Raw genomic sequence first — 21,373 nt, forward strand, 5'->3', positions numbered from 1 at the left:
GCGATGGGTGGGGGTCGGTGGTCGGCGATGCCCGGCGCTGGGCGTGTCAGCCCTCCAGCAGCGCGACAAGCTGCACGGTGCCAAGGTCGGCCTCGAACTCCTGGCCGTCATCCTCGTATTTGAGCCAGGCCCAGCCCTCGGCCGGGGGCCGGCGGTTGAGGATCAGCCGTGCCGGCCGGTCGTCGTGCTTGACCTGGATGATGGCCTTCTTGAGCTTGTCGGGGTCGGCCTCCTTCGGCTCCTTCTTCCCCTTGGCGTCATCATCCTGCGGCCCCTGCTCGCCGTCGCCGGCCTCGGCGTCGGTCTTGCCGGTCAGCGCATCGACGGTGTTGGGATCACGGTCGCCGTCCTCGTGACTGCGCTTGTCCTCCAGGAACTCGCGCAGCAGCTTCACCGAGCCGCGCGTCAGCTCCTGGCTGTCGTCGGCCAGCCAGGCGGCCACCTCGTCGGGGTTCTTCTTGTAGGCCGTCACCAGCTCGTTGATGACAGTCACGTCCTTGCCCCGGCCGCTATTGAACGCCTCGGCAATGGGTTCGGGCAAGTCCAGCAGCGTGACGTGCTGCGTGACGAAGGCCGGCGACTTGCCGATCTCCTTGGCGATCTCGCCCTTCTTCTTGCCCTTCGCCAGCTCGCGGCCGATGAAGTCGGCGATCTCACGCGCCGTCAGCTCGTTGCGTTGCAGGTTCTCGATAACCTGGTCGGCCTCGTTGTAGTCGTTGTCGATGAAGGCCGGGATCGTGGTCTTGTGCGCCCACTTCGAGCCGCGATAGCGCCGCGCGCCGTGGTTGATGAGGTAGCGCCCCGGTGCGTCCGGGTTCTCGCGCACGCTGATGGGCGACTTCACGCCGCGCGCTTTGATCGTCTCGCCGATCTCCGCGATGCTCTCCGGCGAGAAGCCGGGGTTGTCGGCCGTGCGCGGCTGGTGCGGGTCTTCGTCGATCAGGTCAAGCGGCAGCTCCTGCGGGCCTGCGCCGCCGGCGTTGGCCGCCGGCTGCTCGTTCAGCAGGCCGGCCAGGTCGCCCAGCCCGTCCAGGCCCAGCCCGGACGATTGCGGCTTGTCCTGCTCCTTCTTCTTGGCGTTGGTCTTGGCGCTCATTGCGCGATCTCCATCTTCGTGAACACGTAATCCGCCAGCGCACGCACCTCCTGGGTGGCCTTCCGCGCGGCGGTCTTCTTGATCTTCCACACCGGCATCTGCTCGCCCAGCGCCTCGGCGATGCTGTCACGCGCGCCGATGCTGAACGGCAAGATGAGCTGCGGGTATGCCTGCTGCAACGTCGCCAGGTTGTTGACGTGGCGCGGCTTCCGCGCGTCCACCTTGTTCGGCACCATGCCGAGGAAGCGCAGCTTGGGGTTCTGCTTGCGCAGGTTGCTGATGACCGCGACCATCTTCTTCATGCCCTGCAAGCTGTACGCCTCCATTTCGATGGGCGACAGCATGTAGTCGGCCGTCAGCACGGCCGCCGTCATGGCGACGCCAAGGGAGGGGGCCGTGTCGATCAGGCACACGTCGAAGAACTCGCCCAGCGCGGCCACACTGGCCCGCAGCGCGGCGGCCGCCTGGGAAAGCTCCATCTTGTCCAGGTTCGCCAGGTTGGCGTCTGCCGCGATCAGCGCCAGGCCGTCATCCTCCCGGTCAGCGAACCAGGCGCGCAGCTCGTCGCCGCCGGCGGTGAACATGCGACTGGCGGGATAGCCCGAGTCGTGGCCGGCCAGCGTCCAGCTCGCATTGCCCTGGGTGTCCAGGTCGATCACTGCAACCCGAAGGCCGCGCTCCTGGAAGTCGAACGCCAGGTGGCAGGTTGCGAACGTCTTGCCTTGACCGCCTTTCTGAATTGCCGTGACCAGTGTTTTCATGAGTTGGGTTCCTGTTTCCTCTTTCCCTTGGCGTCGGCTTCCCAACGCTTGACGATGAACGCTTGATGCTCCGGCAGTACCGCCGTCACCCGCTCGAAGCCCTGCGGGAGCACTTCCCCCGCCACTGCCCACACGCGGCTGACCGCTTGCGATACCGCCCCCTTGGTCAGCCCCAGCGAGGCCACAAACTCGGCCTGGGGCCTTCCATCGACCAGCACGCCGCGCGCTATGTCGATGGTCTGTTGCCCGATCTCCAGGCCCTTGATCGCCGCCTGGAATTGGGCTTCGGTTAGCCGTTTCTTCATGGAGAACACCCATATAAACTCCACACCCGGTTGTTGAACAAAAGGCGGTGCCAGCCGCCGACCATGTGCAGAAGTTTAGCTAAACTCGCCGCCCGCGTCAAGCGTTTTAGCGGCTAAAAATGGGCGCGTGATCTTCTTTCTTGGCGTTCAACCTGGCCGCGTCAGCGGCACTCATGAAGAACGTCATCAGCGGGCCGACCGTGCGGCTCGAACCGTTGGCAAAGCACACGTCGAACTGACCGCCGGCGGTGTGCGGATCGACGCCTTCCACCAGTCGCCAGGGGTCAAGGCCCCATTCCTCGGATTGCGCGCTGTACCAATAGGCCGGCGCATCGCCGTTCAAGTCGCTGGCCGCGTACTCGCGCACCAGGACGGCCACCCGGCCGGTGTTCGGCTCCACGAATCCCGGCGGGTAGGGTAGGGTCTGTTTTTTCATGTCAAAGCCCCTTCGGCTTGTAGATCGAAACGAAGTAGGTGATCGCGGTCAGCACCGCGAAGTACGCCAGGAACGACCAACCGGCATACACGCCAGGCGTGTTCCAGTGGTAGAGCATCCGCACGAACTGGAAGAAGGTGGCAATCGACAGCACCCACTTGAGGATCGGCCAGACCAGCACGGTCGCCACCCATACGAACTTGACCAGGCCGGCCAGCACCGGGGGCCTTGTTGGGGGCAGCAGACGCGGCGGCAGGCTCCACCGGCGCGGGCGCGGCGGGCTGCTCGATCTCCTTGGGGAACTTGATGATGTTGGACATAGCTTGACCCTCCACGCGCTTACGTGTTGAATGCTGGGTGCTCCCACTCGGAAGCATGGTTACGGTGTGCCAGCACCAGGCCAAGCGCCCCGGATCACTCCGGGGCGTTCCTCCACCTGGGGCCGCCCTTGATCTTGCCTCGGCTCACGCAATACTCCTTCTTGGCGTCCTCGATAGGCCCGGCCGTTGCCGACCGGGCCATGTGCTCTTACCAGCCGGCCCGGCGCTTGGCCTGCTCGACGGCTTCCATCGACCAATGGCCCTTGGCCTGCCCCTCCAGGGAGCATCCGGCGAAGTACGCCTTGCCGCGCAGTTCCTCGGCTTTGCACACCAGCTCGGCCGCCTCGGCCATCATGGCCGCGATCTCGTCACGGCGGGCCGGGAAGTCGGTCGCTGCCGCGCCCTCCAGCTCGTCAATCCAGGGCATAATCTTGTTGTCGCTCATCGGACTTTCTCCGGTAGTTGACCTGGGCAATGTGCCCGGCCTTCAAGTGCTATATTAGGGCAAAATGCCCTAGCCTGTCAAGCACTTTAGCTAAACTTTTTTCGCTTTACCGGAATCCGAAGGCTAAACTTTAGCCGCTAAAACCTTTCCCTTGGCGTCAATCCTCTTTCCAGATCACGCCCAGCCCGGCCTGGTCGCACAGGATCGCCCATGCCGCATAGGGAATCGGGGTGTCCTCGCCGATCCAGCGGCGGATCGTGCGGTCGCCCTTCGCGCCCAGCCCCAGCGCCTTCGCGGCCTTGCTGCCGCTGAACCCGGCCAGGCGCAGCACCTCTCGGACTTCCTCGCCGGTCGGTTGCGCCCAGCGTTCGGCCGGCTTCAAGCACTCCAGCCGGATATTGGCGTCGTTCGTCATTCGTTCGTTCTCCTGGTCAAGTGATAAGCCGCAACTGGTCGAAGCCGTAGATCGACTGGATGCAGCTCGGGTCTGAATCGACCACGCGCCGGCCTGCGCGATTGGTCTTGTACGTTACCGGCCTGTCGTCGTGCGCCCACACCTGGCGGGTGTCGGGATGCACCTTCACGATGATGATGCGCTTGCCGATGTAGCGGTCGAAAACCGGGTGATGGACGCTCACGATCTCGCACCGCTGGCCGGGCTTGAACTCCACCAGGTCGGCCGGGCCTCCATCGCCATTCCTGGCGATGCTGCAGGTTGCCGCGCTCGCTCGCGGCATCGTTGTTTCCGGCGATACAGGCCCGCCCTCGCCCGGCTCGGCATCGTCGGCTTTGACGATGCTGCAGGTCATCGTCGTTTCTGGCGATGCGGGATCTCGCTCCGGGCCTGCGCCGGTGATTTTTCCCTTGGCGTCCAACCCGGCGGCCCTGGCCGCCTTGATCCTGGTCGCGGCCTCGGCCGCCCAGCGCCTGGCGATGAAGGCCCGATGCGAGGGCAGCACCACATCGACCAGGACGAACCCCGGCGGCACCAGGACGGTCGCCGGTGCGCGCCGCGCCGGCGGCTCCAAGCCGGCCAGCCAAGCGGGCAGGGGAGCATCGGCCAGGCGGTCGCGGTAGCTGGCCTCGACCATCACCGGGCGCTTCTTCTCGGCTCGCTGCGCAGCCAGGATGCCGCGCGCAACCTCGTCCACCGTCATGCAGCCCTGCGCCGTGTCGAAGTGCGAGCGGTAGCCCGTTTCGGAGATAAACGGCCTGTCCAGGTCGATGACGTGGAACTGGAAGTGGGCACCCAGCGGCCCGCCGTAGCCGGCCTCGTACTCCACCAGGGCGCGCATGTCGCCATCCGCGACCAGGAACTGGCCGCGCTGGCCCCACAAGGGCACGTCGCCAGGCACCGCCGCGCAATGGCGCTCGATGACCTGGCCGGGCGCGTCGTGGTCGGCCATGCTGCCCACGTGCGTTCCGCCGTTCATCTTCCAGATGACGGCCTCGTATCGGTCGCTGGCCGCCTCGGCGGCCGCACCGTCACCGCGCATGATCGCCGCGTCGATCTCCACCACGGCCGCCACGGCGGCGGCCAGCAGCTCGTCGCGGTCGGTGGGCAGCTCGGCCAGCAGCTCGGCCGCCGGCGCGTTCCAGTCCTGGCCCGGCTGGGCCGGCGTCTTGCGTTTCTTCGCCATCGGCCGGCCCCTCAAGTGTCAGCACGCCGCCACGCGATCACGTCGCGGGCTTCGTAGCCGTGGCGCTTGCAGTCGTCGCAGAATCCCGAGCTGAACCCCTTGTGGTTCGTGCCGATCCATGCGGCCGGCTTGCCGCATTCGTGGCCGTAGGTGCCCGGCTCGGCGTTGTGGCACTTGCCGTCCGTCGCGTAGCTGTTCGTCGGTGCCTGGGGAGCGTTGTTCCTGGTCATGGTCGCCTCCTGGAAGCCCCGGCCGAAGCCGGGGCCGCCCCTCATCAGTCAATAGCCCGGTAGATCGCGGCCGCCTCGGCGTGGCTGGCTGCGAAGCCGCGCAGGAAGTGATAGCGGTCGATCAGGGCATCGCCGGCGTCCGTGTCGGCGGCCTCGGCCGCGAGCTGACCCAGCGCGAACAGGGTTGCGACAATGCCGGCGGCGTCGGCCGACAACTCGCCTCGGAAGCCGTTGCCGTCCACCTCGATCTCCAGGCGGTCGGCCAGGTCGGGGGCCATGTAAAAACCGCCGTCCGACAAGGTGTAGTAGTGCCAATACGCGCCGCTGTAGCGTTCGCAGAGCCGGCGAAGCCAGGCATACACCAGGGCCTCGCCGCGCATCATCAGACGCGGGCCGAAGTAGGCGGGCAGGAAGTCGAGGCGCTGGGCCTCGGCGACCAGGGAAGCGGTAACGGGTTGCTCTTGGGTGTTCATCGGACTTTCTCCGGTAGTTGACCTGGGCGAAATGCCCGGCCTTCAAGTGCTATATTAGGGCAAAATGTCCTAATCGTCAAGCACTTTAGCTAAACGTTTTAGCCGCTAAACCTTGCCCTTTCCCTTGGCGTGCATTACAATGTAATTCACGAACCCAACCGGAGAACCAATCATGGCTGCAAACCAGCTCGTACAAACGCGCATCGACGGCGCGATCAAGGAAGAAGCGGCGGCCGTCCTGGCCGCGATGGGCCTTACCGTGTCCGACGCGGTGCGGCTGCTGCTCACGAAGGTGGCCCAGGACAAGGCGCTGCCCTTCGAGCCGCTGATTCCGAACGCCACCACCATCGAGGCGATGAAGGAAGCCCGCAAGGGCAAGCTGCCGCGCTTCGCCACCGTCAACGATCTGATGGCCGATCTGCATGCGGCAGATTGAGCGCACCGGCCAGTTCAAGCGCGACTACAAGCGCGAGGCGAAAGGGCAGCACCGGGCCACGCTCGACGCCGACCTGGTGCCCGTCCTGGTCGCGCTCGCCGACGACCAGCCGCTGGAACCTCGGCACCGCGACCACGCGCTGACCGGGGACTGGAAGGATCACCGGGATTGCCACGTCAAGCCCGACCTGGTGCTGATCTACCAGAAGCCCGACGCCGACACGCTGCGCCTGGTGCGCCTCGGCTCTCACTCCGAACTCGGCTTGTGATCGGCGCGGGCCTGGCCCCGCGTCTCACGTTTCATTGACACTTGAGGGGCGCTTTCCGCGCCACCGGCCGAGCTGGCCGACCCCCTTCCTTGGCGTAAAACCTGCGGCGGTGGAGTTGCTGCGATGCTTGAGGATCGCGCGGCCGGTCGAACCGCGGCGACCTGGTTGGGGAGTGTGAGGGGGCTTTGCCCCCTCGCAAGCTCTCGAACTTACTGCCTTCCGCCAGGCGCTTGCGCCTGGCTCTCCTAAGCCGTAGCGCCGAAGGCGCTCCATTGTGGGGTGAGGCCGCAAGGCGGCCGAGGGGCGTAGCCCCTGGGGGGATGGGAGGCCGCTTGCGGCCGGGTGGGATCGAGAAGGGGGGTTTCCCCCCTTCGGCGGCCGGTCATGCTGCGCGGTAGCTTGGGCCGTGTTGCCGTTTTTTTCGCCAGCCTCTGGTTAAAACTACCTGGTTATATAAAAAGGTTATAAAGACGGTTAAAAACCTGGTTAGCATGACCGAAAAACGCGCGTAAACCGTTGTCACGCCAAGGAAAAGCGCGAAGAGGCCGCCCCTCAAGTGTCAATGGATAAGCCCCCCATGTGTCAATACGCTGCCCCTCAAGTGTCAAGAACCGCGCCCCTCAAGTGTCAGTAGGGCCGCCCCTCAAGTGTCAATACCGGGGCAGGGTTCCTAACAGGGTTATCCACAACTTCGGTGGATAACTCCATGCCGATCAGGCACTTAGGCCGCCTCGGCGGCCGCCTGGACGGCTCGACCAGGCCGAAATCGGCCGCTGCCCCCCAAGTGTCAACATCGCGCCGGCCCCGCTGCCCCTCAAGGGGTCTCCTCGTTTTCAGTGCAATAAGTGACGGTACGAAAAGCTAGCACTGGCGCGGAGGTGGTGTTGGTAGATCGTTGATTTCATTGACTTTCCTGTTCACTTTCAAATCTGCGATTCGTGGCGTCAAACCGTGGTCGGTTTCATCCATTGGTGCCAGTTATCGATGCATTTGGCCGCGAAGGCAGGATTTGGTCAGCATAGCGGTCAACCGGGAAGCGAAACACACCCCGCAAGTTGATGCTCTCCAGCCTGGTGGGCGCAATCTTCCCGATCAGTTCCGGTGGAATGACCTGGCGGCGGTTCGACCAGCGATCCAGGACCGCCTGCATCTGTGAGGTATTCCACGCCATCACGATGTTGGCCATCAGGCTCAACGCATCGGCCACAGCCTGCATTTCATCGACACGTTTGGCCTGCGCCGGGCTGATCCGGCCGGTATAAATGGCGCGCTTGAGGGCGTTAACAGCCTCGCCCCGATTGAGCACCCGGCGCAACTCGTTCCTGAAAGCGTCCTTGACAAAGTAGTCAGCCAAAAACGCCGTACGCAGCAACCGCCCCAATTGCACGCCAGCCTCATAGATTGGATCGCCCTGGGCGGCAGAACCGAACCGCGCAAGAGCTGCCACCGCACTGGCATGTCCGCTCATGACCGAGGCTGCCAGGTGCACCAGACTATCCCAATGCTTTTCGATCAAAGCGACGTCGACATTGGCTTCGCACACCGCAGCGATTTCTGCGGGCACTTTGGTGCCGCGTGGCACAAAGAGGTGGCGCTGTTTGAGTTCCTTCAACCGCGGGCAAAGATCAAAACCAAGCAAACGGGCATGTGACATGGCAAAGTCGGTGTAGCCATGGGTATCCACAGCAAGCTGGCTGGTCTCCAGCTTTTCTTGGCGGATGACACCTTCAATGGCCACGCCCGCCTGGCGCTCATTGAGCACAAAGGGCTGCGCATGGAAGATGCCCCACCGGTCTTTTACATGGGAGTAGATTCCAATGGAAGGTGTGTTGCGCCGAGGATCAAGCCGGGCTTGCCACACCCGTTTGGTGGTCTCCATGCTCATCATGTCAGAAGATGCCAAATCGGACCGCCCCCAGGTGGCGGCAATCGGGTGTCGCTGCATGAATTCCAGCACAGCCTGGCAGGCCTGGCTCAGACGCCGTTCGTCCCGCGCCCAGCGCATGGCCTGGCGAATGCTGGTGGCAGACAATTGCGGAATCATGCGCGCGCATTCGACCGCAGTCAGACTGGTGCCGTGGGCCATGATGCCGGCATAGACCATCAGCAGCTCGTCGGTAGAGCGCGGCTCACGTCCGAGCATGATCCAGCTAAAGCGCACCTGGGCGTCAACGGCCAGAATCACTTCCGGCAATTGAACCTCACCGATGCGGTGATCCAAAGCCGCGCGCAGCTTGGTCACTTCTGGGTCTTCGTCCTCTGCGGGCAATGGCGACAAATGGAGTTCATCATCCACGCGCAGTACGCCACTGCGGGCTGCAGCGGCCACCGCATCGACACCGGCAGTTACTCTGGCCAGCAAAGGCTTCAAGAAAGTGGCAGCCTTGCTGGGTAACGATAGACGGGCATAGTGTTTCTTGGACTCTGCCTGCCAACGCTCGTCCGTGAAGAACAAGCGCGCACGACCCCGAAAGCTCAGGCTGTGCTCAATCCAGACCGAGCCATTGCGCACCGCGCGGCGCAGGGCAAACAGGGTGGCCACCTCCAACGCCTGAAACGCCCGTTCCCGGTCTGGGCTGGAGATCGAAACCTGCCAGATCATTCCCAGACTTGGTGCCACCACTTCAACTGGCAGCTTTCTGGATCCTTTGAGATATAAAGCTTGCAGCTTGGCAAGGTACTCGATGGCAGGATGCTCGCCGGTGGCCTGCCAGGGCAGCTTTGCAATGGCGACGAGCAACGACCGCACGGGGCGAATTCCATCAATCAATCCCTCGCGGACCAGGGAGGCCCTGCTCGGTGGTTTGCGTTTCTGGGTTTCGGTGATCAAGGCTTCAAGACGGGCACGCAACTCAGCATCTGGCACCGCACCTTGCGCGCTCAAGGCAACAAGTTCGCCGAGCAGCGTTTTGTACATTGCGGCCCAATTGACGGTAGCGGGGACATCGGCGGCAGCCTGACGCCACAGATCGGCGATCCGGCGCTGCACCATAAGGATCAACTGGTCTGTGGTGGTGAACAGGCAATACCGAAGAAAGCATGCGACCTCCACGGTGCGCGCTGGCTCTTTGATCTTGGCTCCGGCTGAGGGCGGCCTGGAGACAAGTCGGCGCGCGTAGCGGCGCAAGATGAGATCGGGGATGTCTGCCAGGTGCTTATGAACGTCCAGCGTGTAAAGCAGGTCGATGCGCTCCAGTACCTCGCTGATTTGGCGGGTTGAGTGTTTCGCCGGTGCAGCCCATAGCCAACTCTGCTGGGTTTGTCCATCTGGGCGCAGCTCTGAAACTGAGGCTCGCCAGCGATCAAGTGTTGCTGGATCAACGCTGGCGGCGATGGCGGTGCCTGTTTCAACTTCAAGCTGGGCAAGTGCCGCCGCAATCAGTGTCCGAATTGCCCGCTCGTGCACGATCACCAGCTTGTTCTTGTACAGCCATTGACGCGCCCGCACGAGTAGCTGATCGCGGTCGGCGCAGCGCGCCACTTCGTCGCGCAGTTCACGTACCAGTGAGCGGCGCTGGTGCTCGCTCATCCACTGGAATCCAAGGACCGTGCAGGCTACTTGTTGGTGATCGAATAGCGTGCGCCCGCGTTCATACATGGCTCTCAGCGAGGCGACTTCTGGTGCTGCAATGCCAAGCTCGTTGCCAAGGTGGCGCCACAAGGCTACTGGAATTACCCGAAAGGCACCGAGCAAACGCCCACTCATGCGCAGGAAACCAATATGGAGCGCCAGACCAAGCTTGTGGGAATCACCTCGGCGTGCATTGATTGCGTCGCGCTCGGCACCATCGAAGGTGAAAAATGCCTTCATCTCGAAGTCGCTGATATCGCGGGGGAGCCCACGCATCCCCAAAAACGTTGTGTGCCAACCCTGCATCGTGAACCTCAAAAGTGGGAGGCCACCATACCCGTTTACAAAGCGAACAGGAAAGTCAATGAAATCAACGGTCTACCCAGACCACCCCCGCGCCAGTGCTAGCTTTGCGTACCGTCACTTATTGCACTGAAAACGAGGAGACCCCACCTCCAGCAGCAGTTCGGTGATCTTGACGTGCGGCAGGATCATTGCCGTCTGGTCGATCAGCGCTTGGGCGGTGTCGGGTACCGCCGCGTCGAGCGGCGTGATCTTCAAGCCTGACTCGGTGATGATGGCGTCCGGCAGCTCGTTGGCCGTCGCCATACGGTTGACGGTGGCAAGCTGTGTTTCCAGCAGCGTCAGCCGGTCGTTCAGGTACCGGTTGCAGTCGGTGGCCACGGCCAGCGGCAATTCGCTGGCCTGCTTGAGGCTGGCGAATTTCGCGGGCGGCACCAGGTAGTCCTCGAAGTCCTTGAACTGGCGCGACCCCTGCACCCAGATGTCGCCGGAACGCAACGCGTTCTTCATCTCCGACAGCGCGCACAGTTCGTAGTAGCGCCGGTCGATGCCGGTGTCGGTCATGACCAGCTTCTGCCAGCGCGGCTTGATGAACTCGGTCGGCGCGTCGGCGGGCACCTTGCGGGCGTTGTCGCTGTTCATGCCGCGCAGCACCTCGATGGCGTCGAGCACGTCCTTCGCGGCGGGAGCGGCCCGCAGCTTGAGCACGGCAAGGAATTCCGGCGCGTAGCGGCGCAGCGTGGCGTAGCTTTCGCCGATGCGGTGCAGGAAATCGAAGTCCTCGGGCTGCGCAAGCTTCTGCGCTTCGGTGACGCTCTCGGCGAAGGCATCCCAGGACATGACGGCCTCGATGGCGGCGAACGGATCGCGGCCCGCCTGCTTGGCCTCGATCAGCGCCTGGCCGATGCGGCCGAACAACCGCACCTTGGCGTTGATCGCCTTGCCGGACGCCTGGAATTGCTGCTGATGCTTGTTCTTGGCGGCGTTGAACAGCTTGCCCAGGATGCGGTCGTGCAGGTCGATGATTTCGTCGGTGACGGTGGCCATGCCCTCGATGGCAAGCGCCACCAGGGTGGCATAGCGTCGCTGCGCCTCGAACTTGGCCAGGTCGGCGGGCGTCATCTGGCCACCCTCACGGGCGATCTTGAGCAGGCGGTTCTGGTGCACCGACCGCTCGATGCCAGAAGGCAGGTCGAGCGCCTGCCACGCTTTGAGGCGTTCGATGTGTTCCAGCATGTGCCGCGAATTCGGTTTGACGGGCGATTGGCGCAGCCAGGCCAGCCAGGTCGTTTTGCCGTTGTCCCGACGCTTGAGCAGATCGTCGAGGCGGCGGCGATGCGCGTCCGACAGCGGTTCGGCCAAGGCATCGTAGATGCGCCGGTTGGCGCGGGTGATTGCTTCGGCGCTCGCCCGCTCGACGGCGTTGAGGGCAGGCAGAATGACCGACTGCTGCCGCAGGTGCTCGATCAAGGTGCTGGCCAGCACGATGCCCTTGTCGGTCTGCAAGGCCATCTCGGTCAGCAACTGGACGGCCTGCCGGTAGTGGCCCATGGTAAAGGGCTGGAAGCCGAACACCGTTTGCAGTTCGACCAGGTGCTCGCGCCGGGTCTGCTCCCGCTGCCCGTATTCGTCCCAGCTTTCGACGCTGACCTTGAGCTGGTCGGCGACCAGTTTCAACAAGGGCGGAAACGGCGGCTCATCGACGCCCAGGATGACACCAGGAAAGCGCAGGTAACAGAGCTGCACGGCGAAGCCCAGCCGGTTGGCCGGGCCGCGCCGCTGCCGGATGATGGAGAGGTCGGTTTCGCTGAACGTGTAGTGACGGATCAACTCATCCTTGGTGTCCGGCAACGCCAGCAGGCTTTCGCGCTCGGCGGCGGACAGGATTGAACGACGTGGCATATTTACTGATCCGTTCTCAAGTATTGATACAGGGTTTCGCGACTGATTCCGAATTCACGAGCCAGCTTGGTCTTTTGCTCGCCAGCCTCGACACGTTGGCGCAGTTCGGCAATACGCTCAGACGACAGGGATTTCTTCCTGCCACGGTAGGCCCCGCGCTGCTTGGCGAGCGCGATGCCCTCGCGCTGCCGCTCGCGGATCAAGGCGCGTTCGAACTCGGCGAACGCGCCCATTACCGACAGCATCAGGTTCGCCATCGGCGAGTCCTCGCCGGTGAAGGTCAAATGCTCCTTAAGGAACTCGATGCGTACGCCGCGCTGGGTGAGGCCCTGCACCAGGCGGCGCAGGTCGTCGAGGTTGCGCGCCAGACGATCCATGCTGTGCACCACGACCGTGTCGCCTTCGCGCACGAAGGCGAGCAGCCGTTCCAGTTCGGGCCGCCGTGTGTCCTTGCCCGACGCCTTGTCGGTGAACACTTTATCCACCTGGATCTGTTCGAGCTGCCGTTCTGGGTTCTGGTCGAAGCTGCTGACGCGGACGTAACCGATGCGCTGACCGTGCAAGGTATCCTCCTGAGGGAAATGTGTCAGGAAGAAATCTATGACCCTTGACGGCGCATGTCAATCAATTCGGAAGGCAACTCTATTCTGACGATTTAGCGCCGGATGGTCTGACGCCAAGTTAGGGTATGCCTCAATCTGACGGTAGCGAGTCGCAGGCGTTCGGATCGGCATCGGTTTCGTTCCCTGTCTTGGCACGCGCTTCGAAGCGTTGATAACACTCCAACCCGCAGAAGTGCTCGACGTATTCCGCGCCTTCCGGGGTGAAGGCGGCATCGAGCGGGATTTCCTTGCAGCACACGCAGCAACTGGTGGTGGTCGAGTCACTTGCATTCATGGTGGCACCCCTCCATTGACTGACGAAGACGGCGAATGCCGCCGCCGGCATTGGCTTCGCGAACAGGAAGCCTTGTCCTGTGTCGCAGTCCGCTTGTCGCAATAGATCAAGACTCGCCGATGTTTCCACGCCTTCAGCCACCACATCCATGCCCAGCCCGTGCGCAAGCTGAATCACGGTGTGCACGATGGTTTGGTCGCGGCGGTCGTTGGCGAGCCCGGCGACAAACGATTGGTCGATCTTGAGCGTGCTGATTGGGCAGCACTTCAGATGTTGCAGACAGGAATACCCCGTCCCGAAGTCATCGGCGGCGAAGCGCACACCGATCTGCCGCAAGGCGTCCAGGGCGGGGAAGATCGCCGGATCACCAAACGCGACCGATTCGGTCAGCTCGATTTCGAGATACTCGGCGGGCAACTCGGCATCAGCCAGCACGCCCTTTACCCACCCGTCGAAGTCCGGTCCCACTTGGCTCGCCGAAACATTGACGGCCAGCCGGAACGGTCGCCATGCCAGCATTCGCCAGTCACGCATCTGGCGGCAGGCTTCGCCCAGCACCCAAGCGCCGATTTCAGGCATCAGGCCGGACGATTCGACCACGGGCAGGAACTGGCCCGGTGGCAATAGTCCAAGCGTCGGATGACGCCAGCGCAACAGGGCTTCCGCGCCGACAATCCCACCACTGCGCAGATCGACGACGGGCTGGTAGTGCAGTTCAAGCTGCCCGCGCTCGACCGCTTGGGCCAGTTCCGGCGTCGTCCATCCATCCGGCCGGAAAGCGCTCATTCTCTTTCCCTGAATGCCCGCAACGCCCGCGACAGGGACAGAAGGAACAGGCCGGTCAAACCGAGCGCCGCGATGACCCAATGCTCGCCGAGGAAAGCACCGGCGGTTGTGCCGGCCAGCACGACAGCGAGGATGGGCAGGTGGCAGGGGCAAGTCAGCACAGCCAGTCCGCCCCACAGGTAGCCGGTGATCGGTTTGTGCGTCTCGGACGGCAAGCGCTCGGGGTTGTTCATGGCAGACTCTCCGCGTGCTGTGCCGGCTCGGTCGGCAGGGTGGCCAACTGCACTTCCAGATCGGCCAACGCTTCGCGCCGACGCTCGACGAACTGACGCAGCAGGGCAAGCTGCGCGGCCGCTTCGTCGCCGTCCGCCGCATCCAGCGCCCGGCACAGCCGCGCCAGCGCGTCGAGGCCGATGCCCGCCTCGAAGGCCGCCCGCACGAAGCACAGCCGTTGCAAGGCGGCGTCATCGAACAAGCCGTAGCCGCCTGGTGTGCACGCCACCGGGCGCAGCAATCCGCGCAGCAGGTAGTCGCGCACGATATGCACGCTCACCCCGGCATCAAGAGCCAGCCGGGACACCGTGTAGGCGTTCATTGAACACCTCCTTTTTCTCACCCGGCGCAGCAGGAAAGCTGCTTCACATCCTTGTTGAAGGTCTGCGCCGCGAGCTTCAACCCCTCGACCATCGTCAGGTAGGGGAACAACTGGTCGGCCAGTTCCTGCACCGTCATGCGGTTGCGAATGGCCAGAGCCGCCGTCTGGATCAGTTCACCCGCTTCCGGCGCGACCGCCTGTACGCCGATCAGCCGATGGCTGCCTTCCTCGATAACCAACTTGATGAAGCCGCGTGTGTCGAAGTTGGCGAGCGCACGCGGCACGTTGTCCAAGGTCAAGGTGCGGCTGTCGGTCTCGATCCCGTCGTGGTGGGCTTCCGCCTCGCTGTAGCCCACGGTCGCCACTTGCGGATCGGTGAACACCACGGCCGGCATTGCGGTCAGGTCGAGCGCCGCATCGCCGCCGGTCATGTTGATCGCGGCACGGGTGCCGGCCGCTGCCGCCACATAGACGAACTGCGGCTGGTCGGTGCAGTCGCCGGCCGCGTAGATGTTCGGGTTGCTCGTGCGCATGCCTTGGTCGATGGCGATGGCACCTTGCGCATTGACAGTGACCCCCGCTGCGTCCAGCGCGAGGCTGCGCGTGTTCGGTGTCCGACCGGTGGCAACCAGCAGTTTGTCGGCGCGCAATTCACCGTGCGTGGTGGTCAGCACGAATTCACCGTCCATATGGGCGACCTGGCTGGCTTGCGTGTGCTCCAGCACCTCGATGCCCTCGGCACGGAAAGCGGCTGTCACCGCCTCGCCGATGGCCGGGTCTTCACGGAAGAACAAGGTATTGCGCGCCAGGACCGTGACCTTGCTGCCCAGCCGGGCAAAGGCTTGCGCCAGCTCCAGCGCCACCACCGACGAGCCGATTACGGCAAGGCGTTCGGGAATGGTGTCGCTCGCCAGGGCCTCGGTGGAAGTCCAGTAGGGTGACTCTTTCAAGCCCGGAATCGGCGGGACCGCCGGGCTGGCACCCGTGGCGACCAGGCAGCGGTCGAACATCACGACGCGCTCGCCACCCTCGTTCAAACGGACGGTAAGGCTCTGGTCGTCCTTGAAGCGCGCCTCACCGTGCACAACGGTGATGGCCGGATTACCGCCCAGGATGCCTTCGTACTTGGCGTGCCGCAGTTCGTCGACGCGGGCCTGCTGCTGGGCCAGCAGCTTACTGCGGTCAATCGTAGGCACAGTTGCCGCAATACCGCCATCGAACGGGCTTTCCCGGCGCAGATGGGCGATGTGGGCGGCGCGGATCATGATCTTGGACGGCACACAGCCGACATTGACGCAGGTGCCGCCGATGGTGCCGCGCTCGATCAGCGTGACCTGCGCGCCTTGCTCGACGGCTTTCAGCGCCGCCGCCATCGCGGCTCCACCGCTGCCAATGACCGCTACCTGCACCGGGGGCTCGTTGCCACTGTGCTTTTCGGCGGCGGCCATCCATCCCCGCACCTTGTCGAGCAGTCCGACGCGGTTGTCCGCCAGTGGCGCATCGGCTAGCGTTGCCTTGTAGCCCAGTCCGGCCACGGCGGCAGTCAGCGCGTCCGGCGATGTGCCCGGCACGATGGCGAGTTGCGCTGTGCCCTTCGGATAGGACACCAGCGCCGACTGCACGCCTGGCACTTTTTCCAGCGCTTCCTTGACGTGCGCCGCGCACGAGTCGCAAGTCATGCCGGTGATTTTTAGATGGGTCATGCAACAGATCCTTTATCGTTTGTGGCGCCAGACAATGACGTCCGTTGTGCTGCGGTGCCGTTTTCAGTGACTCACTGCTTGACGCTGGACGGATAGCCCGCGTCTGCGGTTGCCTTGGTCAGCTTCTGCACGCTGGTCTTGGCATCGTCGAAGGTGACGACCGCTTGGCGTGTCTCGAAAGTCACGTCAACTTTGCTGACGCCTTCGACCTTGGAAATCGCCTTCTTGACAGTGATCGGGCAGGCGGAGCAGGTCATGCCCGGTACGGACAGCGTGACGGTCTGGGTGGCGGCCCAGACGGGGGCAACAACGGCGGCGAGGGCGAGGGAGGCAAACAGTTTCTTCATGGTGAACTCCGATCAGTAGAAAAATGGCATGACGTAGGGAAATCCGAGCGCGACCAGAACCAGCGCGGCCACGATCCAGAAAATGAGCTTGTAAGTAGCTCGCACTTGGGGAATCGCGCAGACCTCACCCGGTTTGCAGGCCGCTGCCTGCCGGTAGATGCGCCGCCAGGCGAAGAACAACGCCACCAGCGCCACGCCGATAAAGATGGGGCGATAGGGTTCCAACACCGCCAAGTTGCCGATCCAAGCGCCGCTGAACCCCAAGGCGATCAGAACCAACGGCCCGAGGCAGCAAGCCGAGGCGAGGATGGCGGCAAGCCCTCCAGTGAAGAGCGCGCCGCGCCCGGTTTTTGGTTCAGACATGCGCTTGTCCTTTCGAATTGAAATTGGATAGCGTAACCTTACTTCCGTACTCATGTACGGAGTCAAGCGATATGGAAAACAATTTGGAGAACCTGACCATTGGCGTTTTCGCCAAGGCGGCCGGGGTCAATGTGGAGACCATCCGTTTCTATCAGCGCAAGGGCTTGTTGCTGGAGCCTGACAAGCCCTATGGCAGCATCCGCCGCTATGGCGAGGCGGATGTAACGCGGGTGCGCTTCGTGAAATCAGCCCAGCGGCTGGGCTTCAGCCTGGATGAGATCGCCGAGCTGCTGCGGCTGGAGGATGGCACCCATTGCGAGGAAGCCAGCAGTCTGGCCGAGCACAAGCTCAAGGACGTGCGCGAGAAAATGGCTGACCTGGCGCGCATGGAGGCCGTGCTGTCTGAGTTGGTGTGCGCCTGCCATGCGCGAAGGGGGAACGTTTCCTGCCCGCTGATCGCGTCACTACAGGGTGGAGCAAGCTTGGCAGGTTCGGCTATGCCTTAGCGTGCTTTATTTTCCGTTTTCTGAGACGACCCCTGCCTCGCCGGAAGTGGCGATGCTCGAGAAAAAAAGCCGCCTCGATCTCGGGCGGCTCCAGGGGAGGGCAGGGGGGCGATCACCGCTTGCAATGCACCAGGTCGTCGTTCACCCACGCACTTTCGACCAGGCCGTTTTCGCGCAGCTCGTCGCACGCTTCGCCTACCTGCTCGCGCCACTTCTTCGGCCGGGTGGAATCCGAGCCGCACATCAGCCGGAACGTCTCCAGCTTGAGCGGGTACGGCTCCTTGTGGGTGGCGAAGTAGTCGAACATGCGCCGCGCGGTGGGCGACAGCTTGCGGTACTTCTCCCACACGAATTTCGTGTAGTGGTCGCCGGCGAACAGCACCACGATTTCGGCGTCGATCTCGACCTGGCAGCGCGACGTGCGCTTGCCGCGATCCAGGACGCGGAAGCGCCGGATCAGCGACACCGATTCGAGCCGGCCGATGCGTTGGGATGAGAACTGCATGGCCGACGCCTGGAGCCGCGTCAGGCATTCCTCGGCCCTTGTGTAGTACCGACCGTTGATTGACCAGTCCAAGTCCTGGCAAAGCTCGTAGAACGTGAAGGAAACCGGCTCTCCGAGCGCGGTGCGCTTCGCGTACTCCAGCACCTGGGCGAATACCAGCTCGTCGTCGTCGGCGCGCAGCTCGATCCCGGTGTAGGTGATCTCCACGTCTTTGTTGACGTGGTAGATCGACTGGCCTTGCAGCGCGGCGCGCGGCACCTTCTTGTTGCGGACGGTGAAGATCGCCGACCGCCCGAAGTCGTTGGGCAGTGCCCGCATGTGATCCGGCCAGGGAGCCAGGTCGAACAGCGAGAGCTGCATGTCCTTGATCTGCTGCTTCGTGTGCTTGAGCAAGGCCGTCTGCTTGGCCTCGCTGACCTTCTCGGCCAGCTCACCGCCGGCCGTTCGCTTCTTGGTCGCCATCGCACTACTCCGTTTGTCCTGGGCCAGCGCGCCGATCTGCTCGGCCATCTTGTTCACGGCGGTGCGCGGTTCGGGCGGCAGGCCCATCGTGCGCGCAAGCTCGGCCGATTCCTGCGCCATGCGCTCGGATCGCTCGACGGCGGCACTTGCCGGCGTCGGTAGCTTCGGCGGCAAAGCCGCCTCGTTGTCGCCGGCCGTGGCCGGCAGCTCGAAGAGGGAACCGGCGGGGCGGAAGGCCCCGCCGGCGCTGCCCGAGTCCCTGCGAGCGGCGGCGGTACGGGCGGCAAGGTCGGTGGCGTCGGCTTCGCTAAGCCCGCCCTCGATGAGCTTGCGCCTGTATTCCTGCTCGTTGAACTCGTTCTGCATCTAATCTCCCTCCTAGCATACTGCCCGGCCGTGGCCGGGCCTGGCCTTACTGGCCGCCGCCTGGCGCTTTGGTGTCCAGGTATTCGATTTCCTCGGCGATGAAATCGAAGCCGTATTCGGTCTTGCCGTCCTTCTCGTACTTCGTCGGCTCGATGCGGCCCTGGACGAACACCTTGGAGCCTTTGCCCAGGTACTTGCCCGCGTTCTCGGCCAGGCCGCCGAACGACTTGATGCGGAAGAAGTCCGTCTGCTCCTGCTTCGCACCGGCTGCGTTGCGCCACACGCGATTGACAGCCAGGTCGAAAACGGCGCGGGCGCTGTTTTCGCTATGGCGAACGTCGGTATCGCGGGTAAGATTACCGATAAACTGGAACAGGTTGTGGCTCATTCGTCATGCTCCTTTCGCTAATGGAGTCGTCAGTTTAGCTAAACCTGCGTCCGTGGTCAAGAACTTTAGCGGCTAAAATTTTCTGCCGCCCGCACCGAGAAGGCATACGGGCCTTGTACAACTACATCTTCTTCACGAACGTGCTCCGGCTGCTCGATGAGCGGCACATGACGAAAAAGGAGCTATCGGACAGGTCGGGGGTTTCGATCTCCTTCCTGTCCGATCTCACTACTGGCAAAGCCAACCCCTCCCTAAAGGTGATGGAGGACATTGCGCAGGCCCTTGAAACTCCCCTGCCGCTCCTGCTTGAATCGACCGACCTGGACAAAGAAGCCCTTGACACCCTGGCCGGCGGCAAGGCACCCCGAAGCCTGCCGCCAGGCTTCGAGCGCGTGGCGGCCGTGCTGCCAGAACACCAGGCGTTCATCGTCAAGAAGTGGGGCGAAGCGACAAGGAAGAAACTTAGAGGGAGTTGACGCCAGGATGTGAGAAGGGAAGGGAAGCGGCGCGGAACTGAGCCACAAGAGCCAGCCAAGTTTTAGCCGCTAAAGCCCGCCGGGGTGGCTCAACCCCCGGACAACCCATAACGCAAACGCCACGGGTTCGGCGCGAGGGCGCACGGAGCATGCGCCGCGTTGTCGCCTCTTTCGCCCCTGCAATCCGCGATGCAACGTCGCGGCCGAAGTCACCCTTGTGCGCTTCGGTGTTGCGGTCGAAATTAGTTCGGTATATCGTATGAACCTGTGTAGAATGCGCGAAACGCAACGGCATACAGGGCATACGGAATGACCGACCAGAAACCAGAACACAACAGCATCAAGGAACGGGCGAAGAAGAAGCTCGAACGCGACATGGGGCCGGAGCTGCTGGCCGCCCTCAACGATCCCAAGACCGTTGAAATCATGCTCAACGCGGACGGCAAGCTCTGGCTCGAACGCCTGGGCGAGCCGATGAAGTGCATCGGCACGCTGCGCGTCGCGCAGGCGCAAGCCATCATCGAAACCATCGCGGGCTACCACGGCAAGGAAGTCACGCGCTCCAAGCCGATCCTGGAAGGCGAGCTGCCCCTTGATGGCAGTCGCTTCGCCGGCCAGCTCCCGCCGGTTGTGCCCGCACCCACCTTCGCCATTCGGAAGAAGGCCGTCGCCATCTTCACGCTCGATCAGTACGTCGAACGCGGAATCATGACCGCGCCGCAGCGCGAGGCATTGATTGCAGCGGTGCGCGCGCACCGGAACATCCTTGTGATCGGCGGCACCGGCTCGGGCAAGACCACGCTGGTGAACGCGATCATCAACGAGATGGTGATTCAAGACCCGACCGAGCGGGTTTTCATCATCGAGGACACCGGCGAAATCCAGTGCGCCGCCGAGAACTACGTCCAGTACCACACCAGCATCGACGTGAACATGACGGCGCTGCTGAAAACCACCCTCCGCATGCGCCCCGACCGAATCCTGGTCGGCGAGGTGCGCGGCCCCGAAGCCCTTGATCTGTTGATGGCCTGGAACACCGGGCACGAAGGAGGTGCTGCAACCCTGCACGCAAACAACGCCAAAGCTGGATTGGATCGGCTCGCCATGCTCATCAGCATGCACCCCGATTCCCCGAAACCCATTGAACCGCTTATCGGCGAGGCGGTTCACGTGGTTGTTCATATCGCCCGCGTCGAAGGCTCGCGGCGCATCCAGGAAATCTTGGAGGTTTCCGGGTTCGCCAACGGCCAGTACATCACCAAAACCCTCTGACTAGGAGTTACGACCAATGCAAGCAACCTTCCCGGCATTCCGCCTCAACCGCAACGCCCTGTTCTACATGGGCCTCTTCGCCCTCCTGGCGTTCTTCCTGCTGGCCCCCCAGCACGCATTCGCCTCCGAGGGCACCGGCGGCTCTCTGCCGTATGAGAGCTGGCTGACCAACCTCCGCAACTCCGTCACCGGCCCGGTGGCCTTCGCGCTGTCGATCATCGGCATCGTGGTCGCCGGCGGCATCCTGATCTTCGGCGGCGAACTCAACGGCTTCTTCCGCACGTTGATCTTCATCGTCCTGGTCATGGCCCTGCTGGTCGGCGCGCAGAACATGATGAGCACGTTCTTCGGCCGTGGCGCGGAAATCGCCGCCCTGACCGATGGCGCGCTGCACCAGGTCAAGGTCGCCGCGCTGGACGTGGCCGGCTTCCCCGGCGAAGCCGTCATGCGCTGGGCCGAGCGCGGCCACATCGCGGGGTAAGGATTTATCCGTAAATAATATTGACAGGTAGACTGATCTT

Annotated in this window: 26 protein-coding genes and 1 pseudogene; 6 read left to right on the plus strand and 21 right to left on the minus strand. The window is 63.4% G+C overall.

The window, feature by feature from the left end; genetic code table 11:
• Window positions 1-46: 46 nt before the first annotated feature.
• From J8G26_RS15440 to J8G26_RS15485, 10 genes are all read right to left on the minus strand, one after another.
• Complete coding sequence (locus tag J8G26_RS15440) at window positions 47-1,096, minus strand: ParB/RepB/Spo0J family partition protein (protein WP_011114060.1); 1,050 nt, start codon at window positions 1,094-1,096, stop codon at window positions 47-49.
• Window positions 1,093-1,857, minus strand: coding sequence for a ParA family protein (locus J8G26_RS15445; protein ID WP_011114061.1), 765 nt, complete (start codon window positions 1,855-1,857; stop codon window positions 1,093-1,095). The genes J8G26_RS15440 and J8G26_RS15445 overlap by 4 nt, the downstream gene beginning before the upstream one ends.
• A complete protein-coding gene (locus J8G26_RS15450) occupies window positions 1,854-2,162 on the minus strand; it encodes a transcriptional regulator KorA (RefSeq protein ID WP_011114062.1) in 309 nt (102 codons plus the stop codon). Before J8G26_RS15450 ends, J8G26_RS15445 begins: the two co-directional genes overlap by 4 nt.
• A gap of 106 nt (window positions 2,163-2,268) precedes the next feature.
• Complete coding sequence (locus tag J8G26_RS15455) at window positions 2,269-2,598, minus strand: DUF2761 domain-containing protein (protein WP_011114064.1); 330 nt, start codon at window positions 2,596-2,598, stop codon at window positions 2,269-2,271.
• 1 nt (window position 2,599) lies between these two features.
• The gene (gene kleE / locus J8G26_RS15460) at window positions 2,600-2,818 is read right to left on the minus strand and encodes a KleE stable inheritance protein (RefSeq protein ID WP_349238329.1); all 219 of its coding nucleotides are present in this window, start codon (window positions 2,816-2,818) and stop codon (window positions 2,600-2,602) included.
• Between the two features lie 308 nt (window positions 2,819-3,126).
• Entirely contained in the window at window positions 3,127-3,363 is a 237-nt protein-coding gene (kleA, locus tag J8G26_RS15465) for a stable inheritance protein KleA (protein WP_011114066.1), read from the minus strand.
• Window positions 3,364-3,520: 157 nt separating this feature from the next.
• A complete protein-coding gene (korC, locus tag J8G26_RS15470) occupies window positions 3,521-3,778 on the minus strand; it encodes a transcriptional repressor KorC (protein ID WP_011114067.1) in 258 nt (85 codons plus the stop codon).
• Between the two features lie 16 nt (window positions 3,779-3,794).
• Window positions 3,795-5,003: a hypothetical protein gene (locus tag J8G26_RS15475; RefSeq protein ID WP_011114068.1), complete on the minus strand. Its 1,209-nt coding sequence runs from the start codon at window positions 5,001-5,003 to the stop codon at window positions 3,795-3,797.
• Window positions 5,004-5,014: 11 nt separating this feature from the next.
• A complete protein-coding gene (locus J8G26_RS15480) occupies window positions 5,015-5,233 on the minus strand; it encodes a hypothetical protein (protein ID WP_012478187.1) in 219 nt (72 codons plus the stop codon).
• A 44-nt stretch (window positions 5,234-5,277) separates the two neighbouring features.
• A complete protein-coding gene (locus J8G26_RS15485; RefSeq protein WP_011114069.1) occupies window positions 5,278-5,706 on the minus strand; it encodes an antirestriction protein in 429 nt (142 codons plus the stop codon).
• 172 nt (window positions 5,707-5,878) lie between these two features.
• Here J8G26_RS15485 and J8G26_RS15490 point away from each other — a divergent pair, with 172 nt between their 5' ends.
• Entirely contained in the window at window positions 5,879-6,142 is a 264-nt protein-coding gene (locus J8G26_RS15490; protein WP_011114070.1) for a type II toxin-antitoxin system RelB/DinJ family antitoxin, read from the plus strand.
• Window positions 6,129-6,410 carry a type II toxin-antitoxin system YafQ family toxin gene (locus J8G26_RS15495; protein ID WP_011114071.1) on the plus strand — a complete coding sequence of 94 codons (282 nt, stop codon included), beginning with the start codon at window positions 6,129-6,131 and terminating at the stop codon, window positions 6,408-6,410. The genes J8G26_RS15490 and J8G26_RS15495 overlap by 14 nt, the downstream gene beginning before the upstream one ends.
• A 961-nt stretch (window positions 6,411-7,371) precedes the next feature.
• On the opposite strand, the gene J8G26_RS15500 is transcribed toward J8G26_RS15495, so the two are convergent.
• From J8G26_RS15500 to merT, 9 genes and pseudogenes are all read right to left on the minus strand, one after another.
• Entirely contained in the window at window positions 7,372-10,287 is a 2,916-nt protein-coding gene (locus J8G26_RS15500; protein ID WP_003049965.1) for a Tn3-like element IS1071 family transposase, read from the minus strand.
• Window positions 10,288-10,431: 144 nt separating this feature from the next.
• Window positions 10,432-12,186, minus strand: a pseudogene (locus tag J8G26_RS15505) (Tn3 family transposase); the annotation flags it as partial.
• Window positions 12,187-12,188: 2 nt separating this feature from the next.
• Window positions 12,189-12,749, minus strand: a complete 561-nt coding sequence (locus J8G26_RS15510; protein WP_003124096.1) for a recombinase family protein — start codon at window positions 12,747-12,749, stop codon at window positions 12,189-12,191.
• A 130-nt stretch (window positions 12,750-12,879) separates the two neighbouring features.
• Window positions 12,880-13,869 (minus strand): DUF3330 domain-containing protein, encoded by a 990-nt coding sequence (locus J8G26_RS19435; protein ID WP_003132006.1) that lies wholly within the window; start codon window positions 13,867-13,869, stop codon window positions 12,880-12,882.
• On the minus strand, window positions 13,866-14,102 hold the full coding sequence (gene merE, locus J8G26_RS15520) for a broad-spectrum mercury transporter MerE (protein WP_003132004.1): 237 nt from the start codon (window positions 14,100-14,102) through the stop codon (window positions 13,866-13,868). Before merE ends, J8G26_RS19435 begins: the two co-directional genes overlap by 4 nt.
• Entirely contained in the window at window positions 14,099-14,464 is a 366-nt protein-coding gene (gene merD, locus J8G26_RS15525) for a mercury resistance co-regulator MerD (protein ID WP_000995360.1), read from the minus strand. The genes merE and merD overlap by 4 nt, the downstream gene beginning before the upstream one ends.
• Before the next feature lie 17 nt (window positions 14,465-14,481).
• Entirely contained in the window at window positions 14,482-16,167 is a 1,686-nt protein-coding gene (merA, locus tag J8G26_RS15530) for a mercury(II) reductase (RefSeq protein WP_003158917.1), read from the minus strand.
• A 71-nt stretch (window positions 16,168-16,238) separates the two neighbouring features.
• Complete coding sequence (gene merP, locus J8G26_RS15535) at window positions 16,239-16,514, minus strand: mercury resistance system periplasmic binding protein MerP (protein WP_003131987.1); 276 nt, start codon at window positions 16,512-16,514, stop codon at window positions 16,239-16,241.
• A 12-nt stretch (window positions 16,515-16,526) separates the two neighbouring features.
• Window positions 16,527-16,877, minus strand: coding sequence for a mercuric ion transporter MerT (gene merT / locus J8G26_RS15540; protein ID WP_003131974.1), 351 nt, complete (start codon window positions 16,875-16,877; stop codon window positions 16,527-16,529).
• Between the two features lie 71 nt (window positions 16,878-16,948).
• On the opposite strand from merT, the gene J8G26_RS15545 reads away from it, so the two are divergent.
• On the plus strand, window positions 16,949-17,383 hold the full coding sequence (locus J8G26_RS15545; RefSeq protein ID WP_003131969.1) for a mercury resistance transcriptional regulator MerR: 435 nt from the start codon (window positions 16,949-16,951) through the stop codon (window positions 17,381-17,383).
• Between the two features lie 112 nt (window positions 17,384-17,495).
• Here the strand turns inward: J8G26_RS15545 and trfA are convergent, their stop codons facing one another.
• Together trfA and J8G26_RS15555 are read right to left on the minus strand one after the other, a co-directional pair.
• Complete coding sequence (trfA, locus tag J8G26_RS15550) at window positions 17,496-18,716, minus strand: plasmid replication initiator TrfA (protein ID WP_011114072.1); 1,221 nt, start codon at window positions 18,714-18,716, stop codon at window positions 17,496-17,498.
• 46 nt (window positions 18,717-18,762) lie between these two features.
• Window positions 18,763-19,104, minus strand: a complete 342-nt coding sequence (locus J8G26_RS15555) for a single-stranded DNA-binding protein (RefSeq protein ID WP_000019167.1) — start codon at window positions 19,102-19,104, stop codon at window positions 18,763-18,765.
• A gap of 113 nt (window positions 19,105-19,217) precedes the next feature.
• Between J8G26_RS15555 and J8G26_RS15560 the strand changes: the two genes are divergently transcribed.
• The 3 genes from J8G26_RS15560 (at window position 19,218) to trbC (ending at window position 21,333) form a co-directional block, all read left to right on the plus strand.
• On the plus strand, window positions 19,218-19,580 hold the full coding sequence (locus J8G26_RS15560; protein WP_011114045.1) for a transcriptional regulator: 363 nt from the start codon (window positions 19,218-19,220) through the stop codon (window positions 19,578-19,580).
• 309 nt (window positions 19,581-19,889) lie between these two features.
• A complete protein-coding gene (gene trbB / locus J8G26_RS15565) occupies window positions 19,890-20,852 on the plus strand; it encodes a P-type conjugative transfer ATPase TrbB (protein ID WP_000132020.1) in 963 nt (320 codons plus the stop codon).
• A gap of 16 nt (window positions 20,853-20,868) precedes the next feature.
• Entirely contained in the window at window positions 20,869-21,333 is a 465-nt protein-coding gene (gene trbC / locus J8G26_RS15570; protein WP_011114046.1) for a conjugal transfer system pilin TrbC, read from the plus strand.
• Window positions 21,334-21,373: the final 40 nt, after the last annotated feature.

It is taken from the genome of Acidovorax sp. JG5 (assembly GCF_017939685.1).
GTDB lineage: Bacteria > Pseudomonadota > Gammaproteobacteria > Burkholderiales > Burkholderiaceae_C > Acidovorax.

Coding starts and splice junctions, on each gene's coding strand:
- J8G26_RS15545 (WP_003131969.1), top strand. CDS start 16,949: ATGGAAAACAATTTGGAGAACCTGACCATTGGCGTTTTCGCCAAGGCG.
- merA (WP_003158917.1), bottom strand. CDS start 16,167: ATGACCCATCTAAAAATCACCGGCATGACTTGCGACTCGTGCGCGGCG.
- merD (WP_000995360.1), bottom strand. CDS start 14,464: ATGAACGCCTACACGGTGTCCCGGCTGGCTCTTGATGCCGGGGTGAGC.
- J8G26_RS15440 (WP_011114060.1), bottom strand. CDS start 1,096: ATGAGCGCCAAGACCAACGCCAAGAAGAAGGAGCAGGACAAGCCGCAA.
- J8G26_RS15455 (WP_011114064.1), bottom strand. CDS start 2,598: ATGAAAAAACAGACCCTACCCTACCCGCCGGGATTCGTGGAGCCGAAC.
- J8G26_RS19435 (WP_003132006.1), bottom strand. CDS start 13,869: ATGAGCGCTTTCCGGCCGGATGGATGGACGACGCCGGAACTGGCCCAA.
- J8G26_RS15495 (WP_011114071.1), top strand. CDS start 6,129: ATGCGGCAGATTGAGCGCACCGGCCAGTTCAAGCGCGACTACAAGCGC.
- J8G26_RS15475 (WP_011114068.1), bottom strand. CDS start 5,003: ATGGCGAAGAAACGCAAGACGCCGGCCCAGCCGGGCCAGGACTGGAAC.
- trfA (WP_011114072.1), bottom strand. CDS start 18,716: ATGCAGAACGAGTTCAACGAGCAGGAATACAGGCGCAAGCTCATCGAG.
- merT (WP_003131974.1), bottom strand. CDS start 16,877: ATGTCTGAACCAAAAACCGGGCGCGGCGCGCTCTTCACTGGAGGGCTT.
- J8G26_RS15500 (WP_003049965.1), bottom strand. CDS start 10,287: ATGCAGGGTTGGCACACAACGTTTTTGGGGATGCGTGGGCTCCCCCGC.
- J8G26_RS15485 (WP_011114069.1), bottom strand. CDS start 5,706: ATGAACACCCAAGAGCAACCCGTTACCGCTTCCCTGGTCGCCGAGGCC.
- J8G26_RS15555 (WP_000019167.1), bottom strand. CDS start 19,104: ATGAGCCACAACCTGTTCCAGTTTATCGGTAATCTTACCCGCGATACC.
- J8G26_RS15445 (WP_011114061.1), bottom strand. CDS start 1,857: ATGAAAACACTGGTCACGGCAATTCAGAAAGGCGGTCAAGGCAAGACG.
- korC (WP_011114067.1), bottom strand. CDS start 3,778: ATGACGAACGACGCCAATATCCGGCTGGAGTGCTTGAAGCCGGCCGAA.
- trbC (WP_011114046.1), top strand. CDS start 20,869: ATGCAAGCAACCTTCCCGGCATTCCGCCTCAACCGCAACGCCCTGTTC.
- J8G26_RS15450 (WP_011114062.1), bottom strand. CDS start 2,162: ATGAAGAAACGGCTAACCGAAGCCCAATTCCAGGCGGCGATCAAGGGC.
- merE (WP_003132004.1), bottom strand. CDS start 14,102: ATGAACAACCCCGAGCGCTTGCCGTCCGAGACGCACAAACCGATCACC.
- trbB (WP_000132020.1), top strand. CDS start 19,890: ATGACCGACCAGAAACCAGAACACAACAGCATCAAGGAACGGGCGAAG.
- J8G26_RS15490 (WP_011114070.1), top strand. CDS start 5,879: ATGGCTGCAAACCAGCTCGTACAAACGCGCATCGACGGCGCGATCAAG.
- merP (WP_003131987.1), bottom strand. CDS start 16,514: ATGAAGAAACTGTTTGCCTCCCTCGCCCTCGCCGCCGTTGTTGCCCCC.
- J8G26_RS15480 (WP_012478187.1), bottom strand. CDS start 5,233: ATGACCAGGAACAACGCTCCCCAGGCACCGACGAACAGCTACGCGACG.
- kleA (WP_011114066.1), bottom strand. CDS start 3,363: ATGAGCGACAACAAGATTATGCCCTGGATTGACGAGCTGGAGGGCGCG.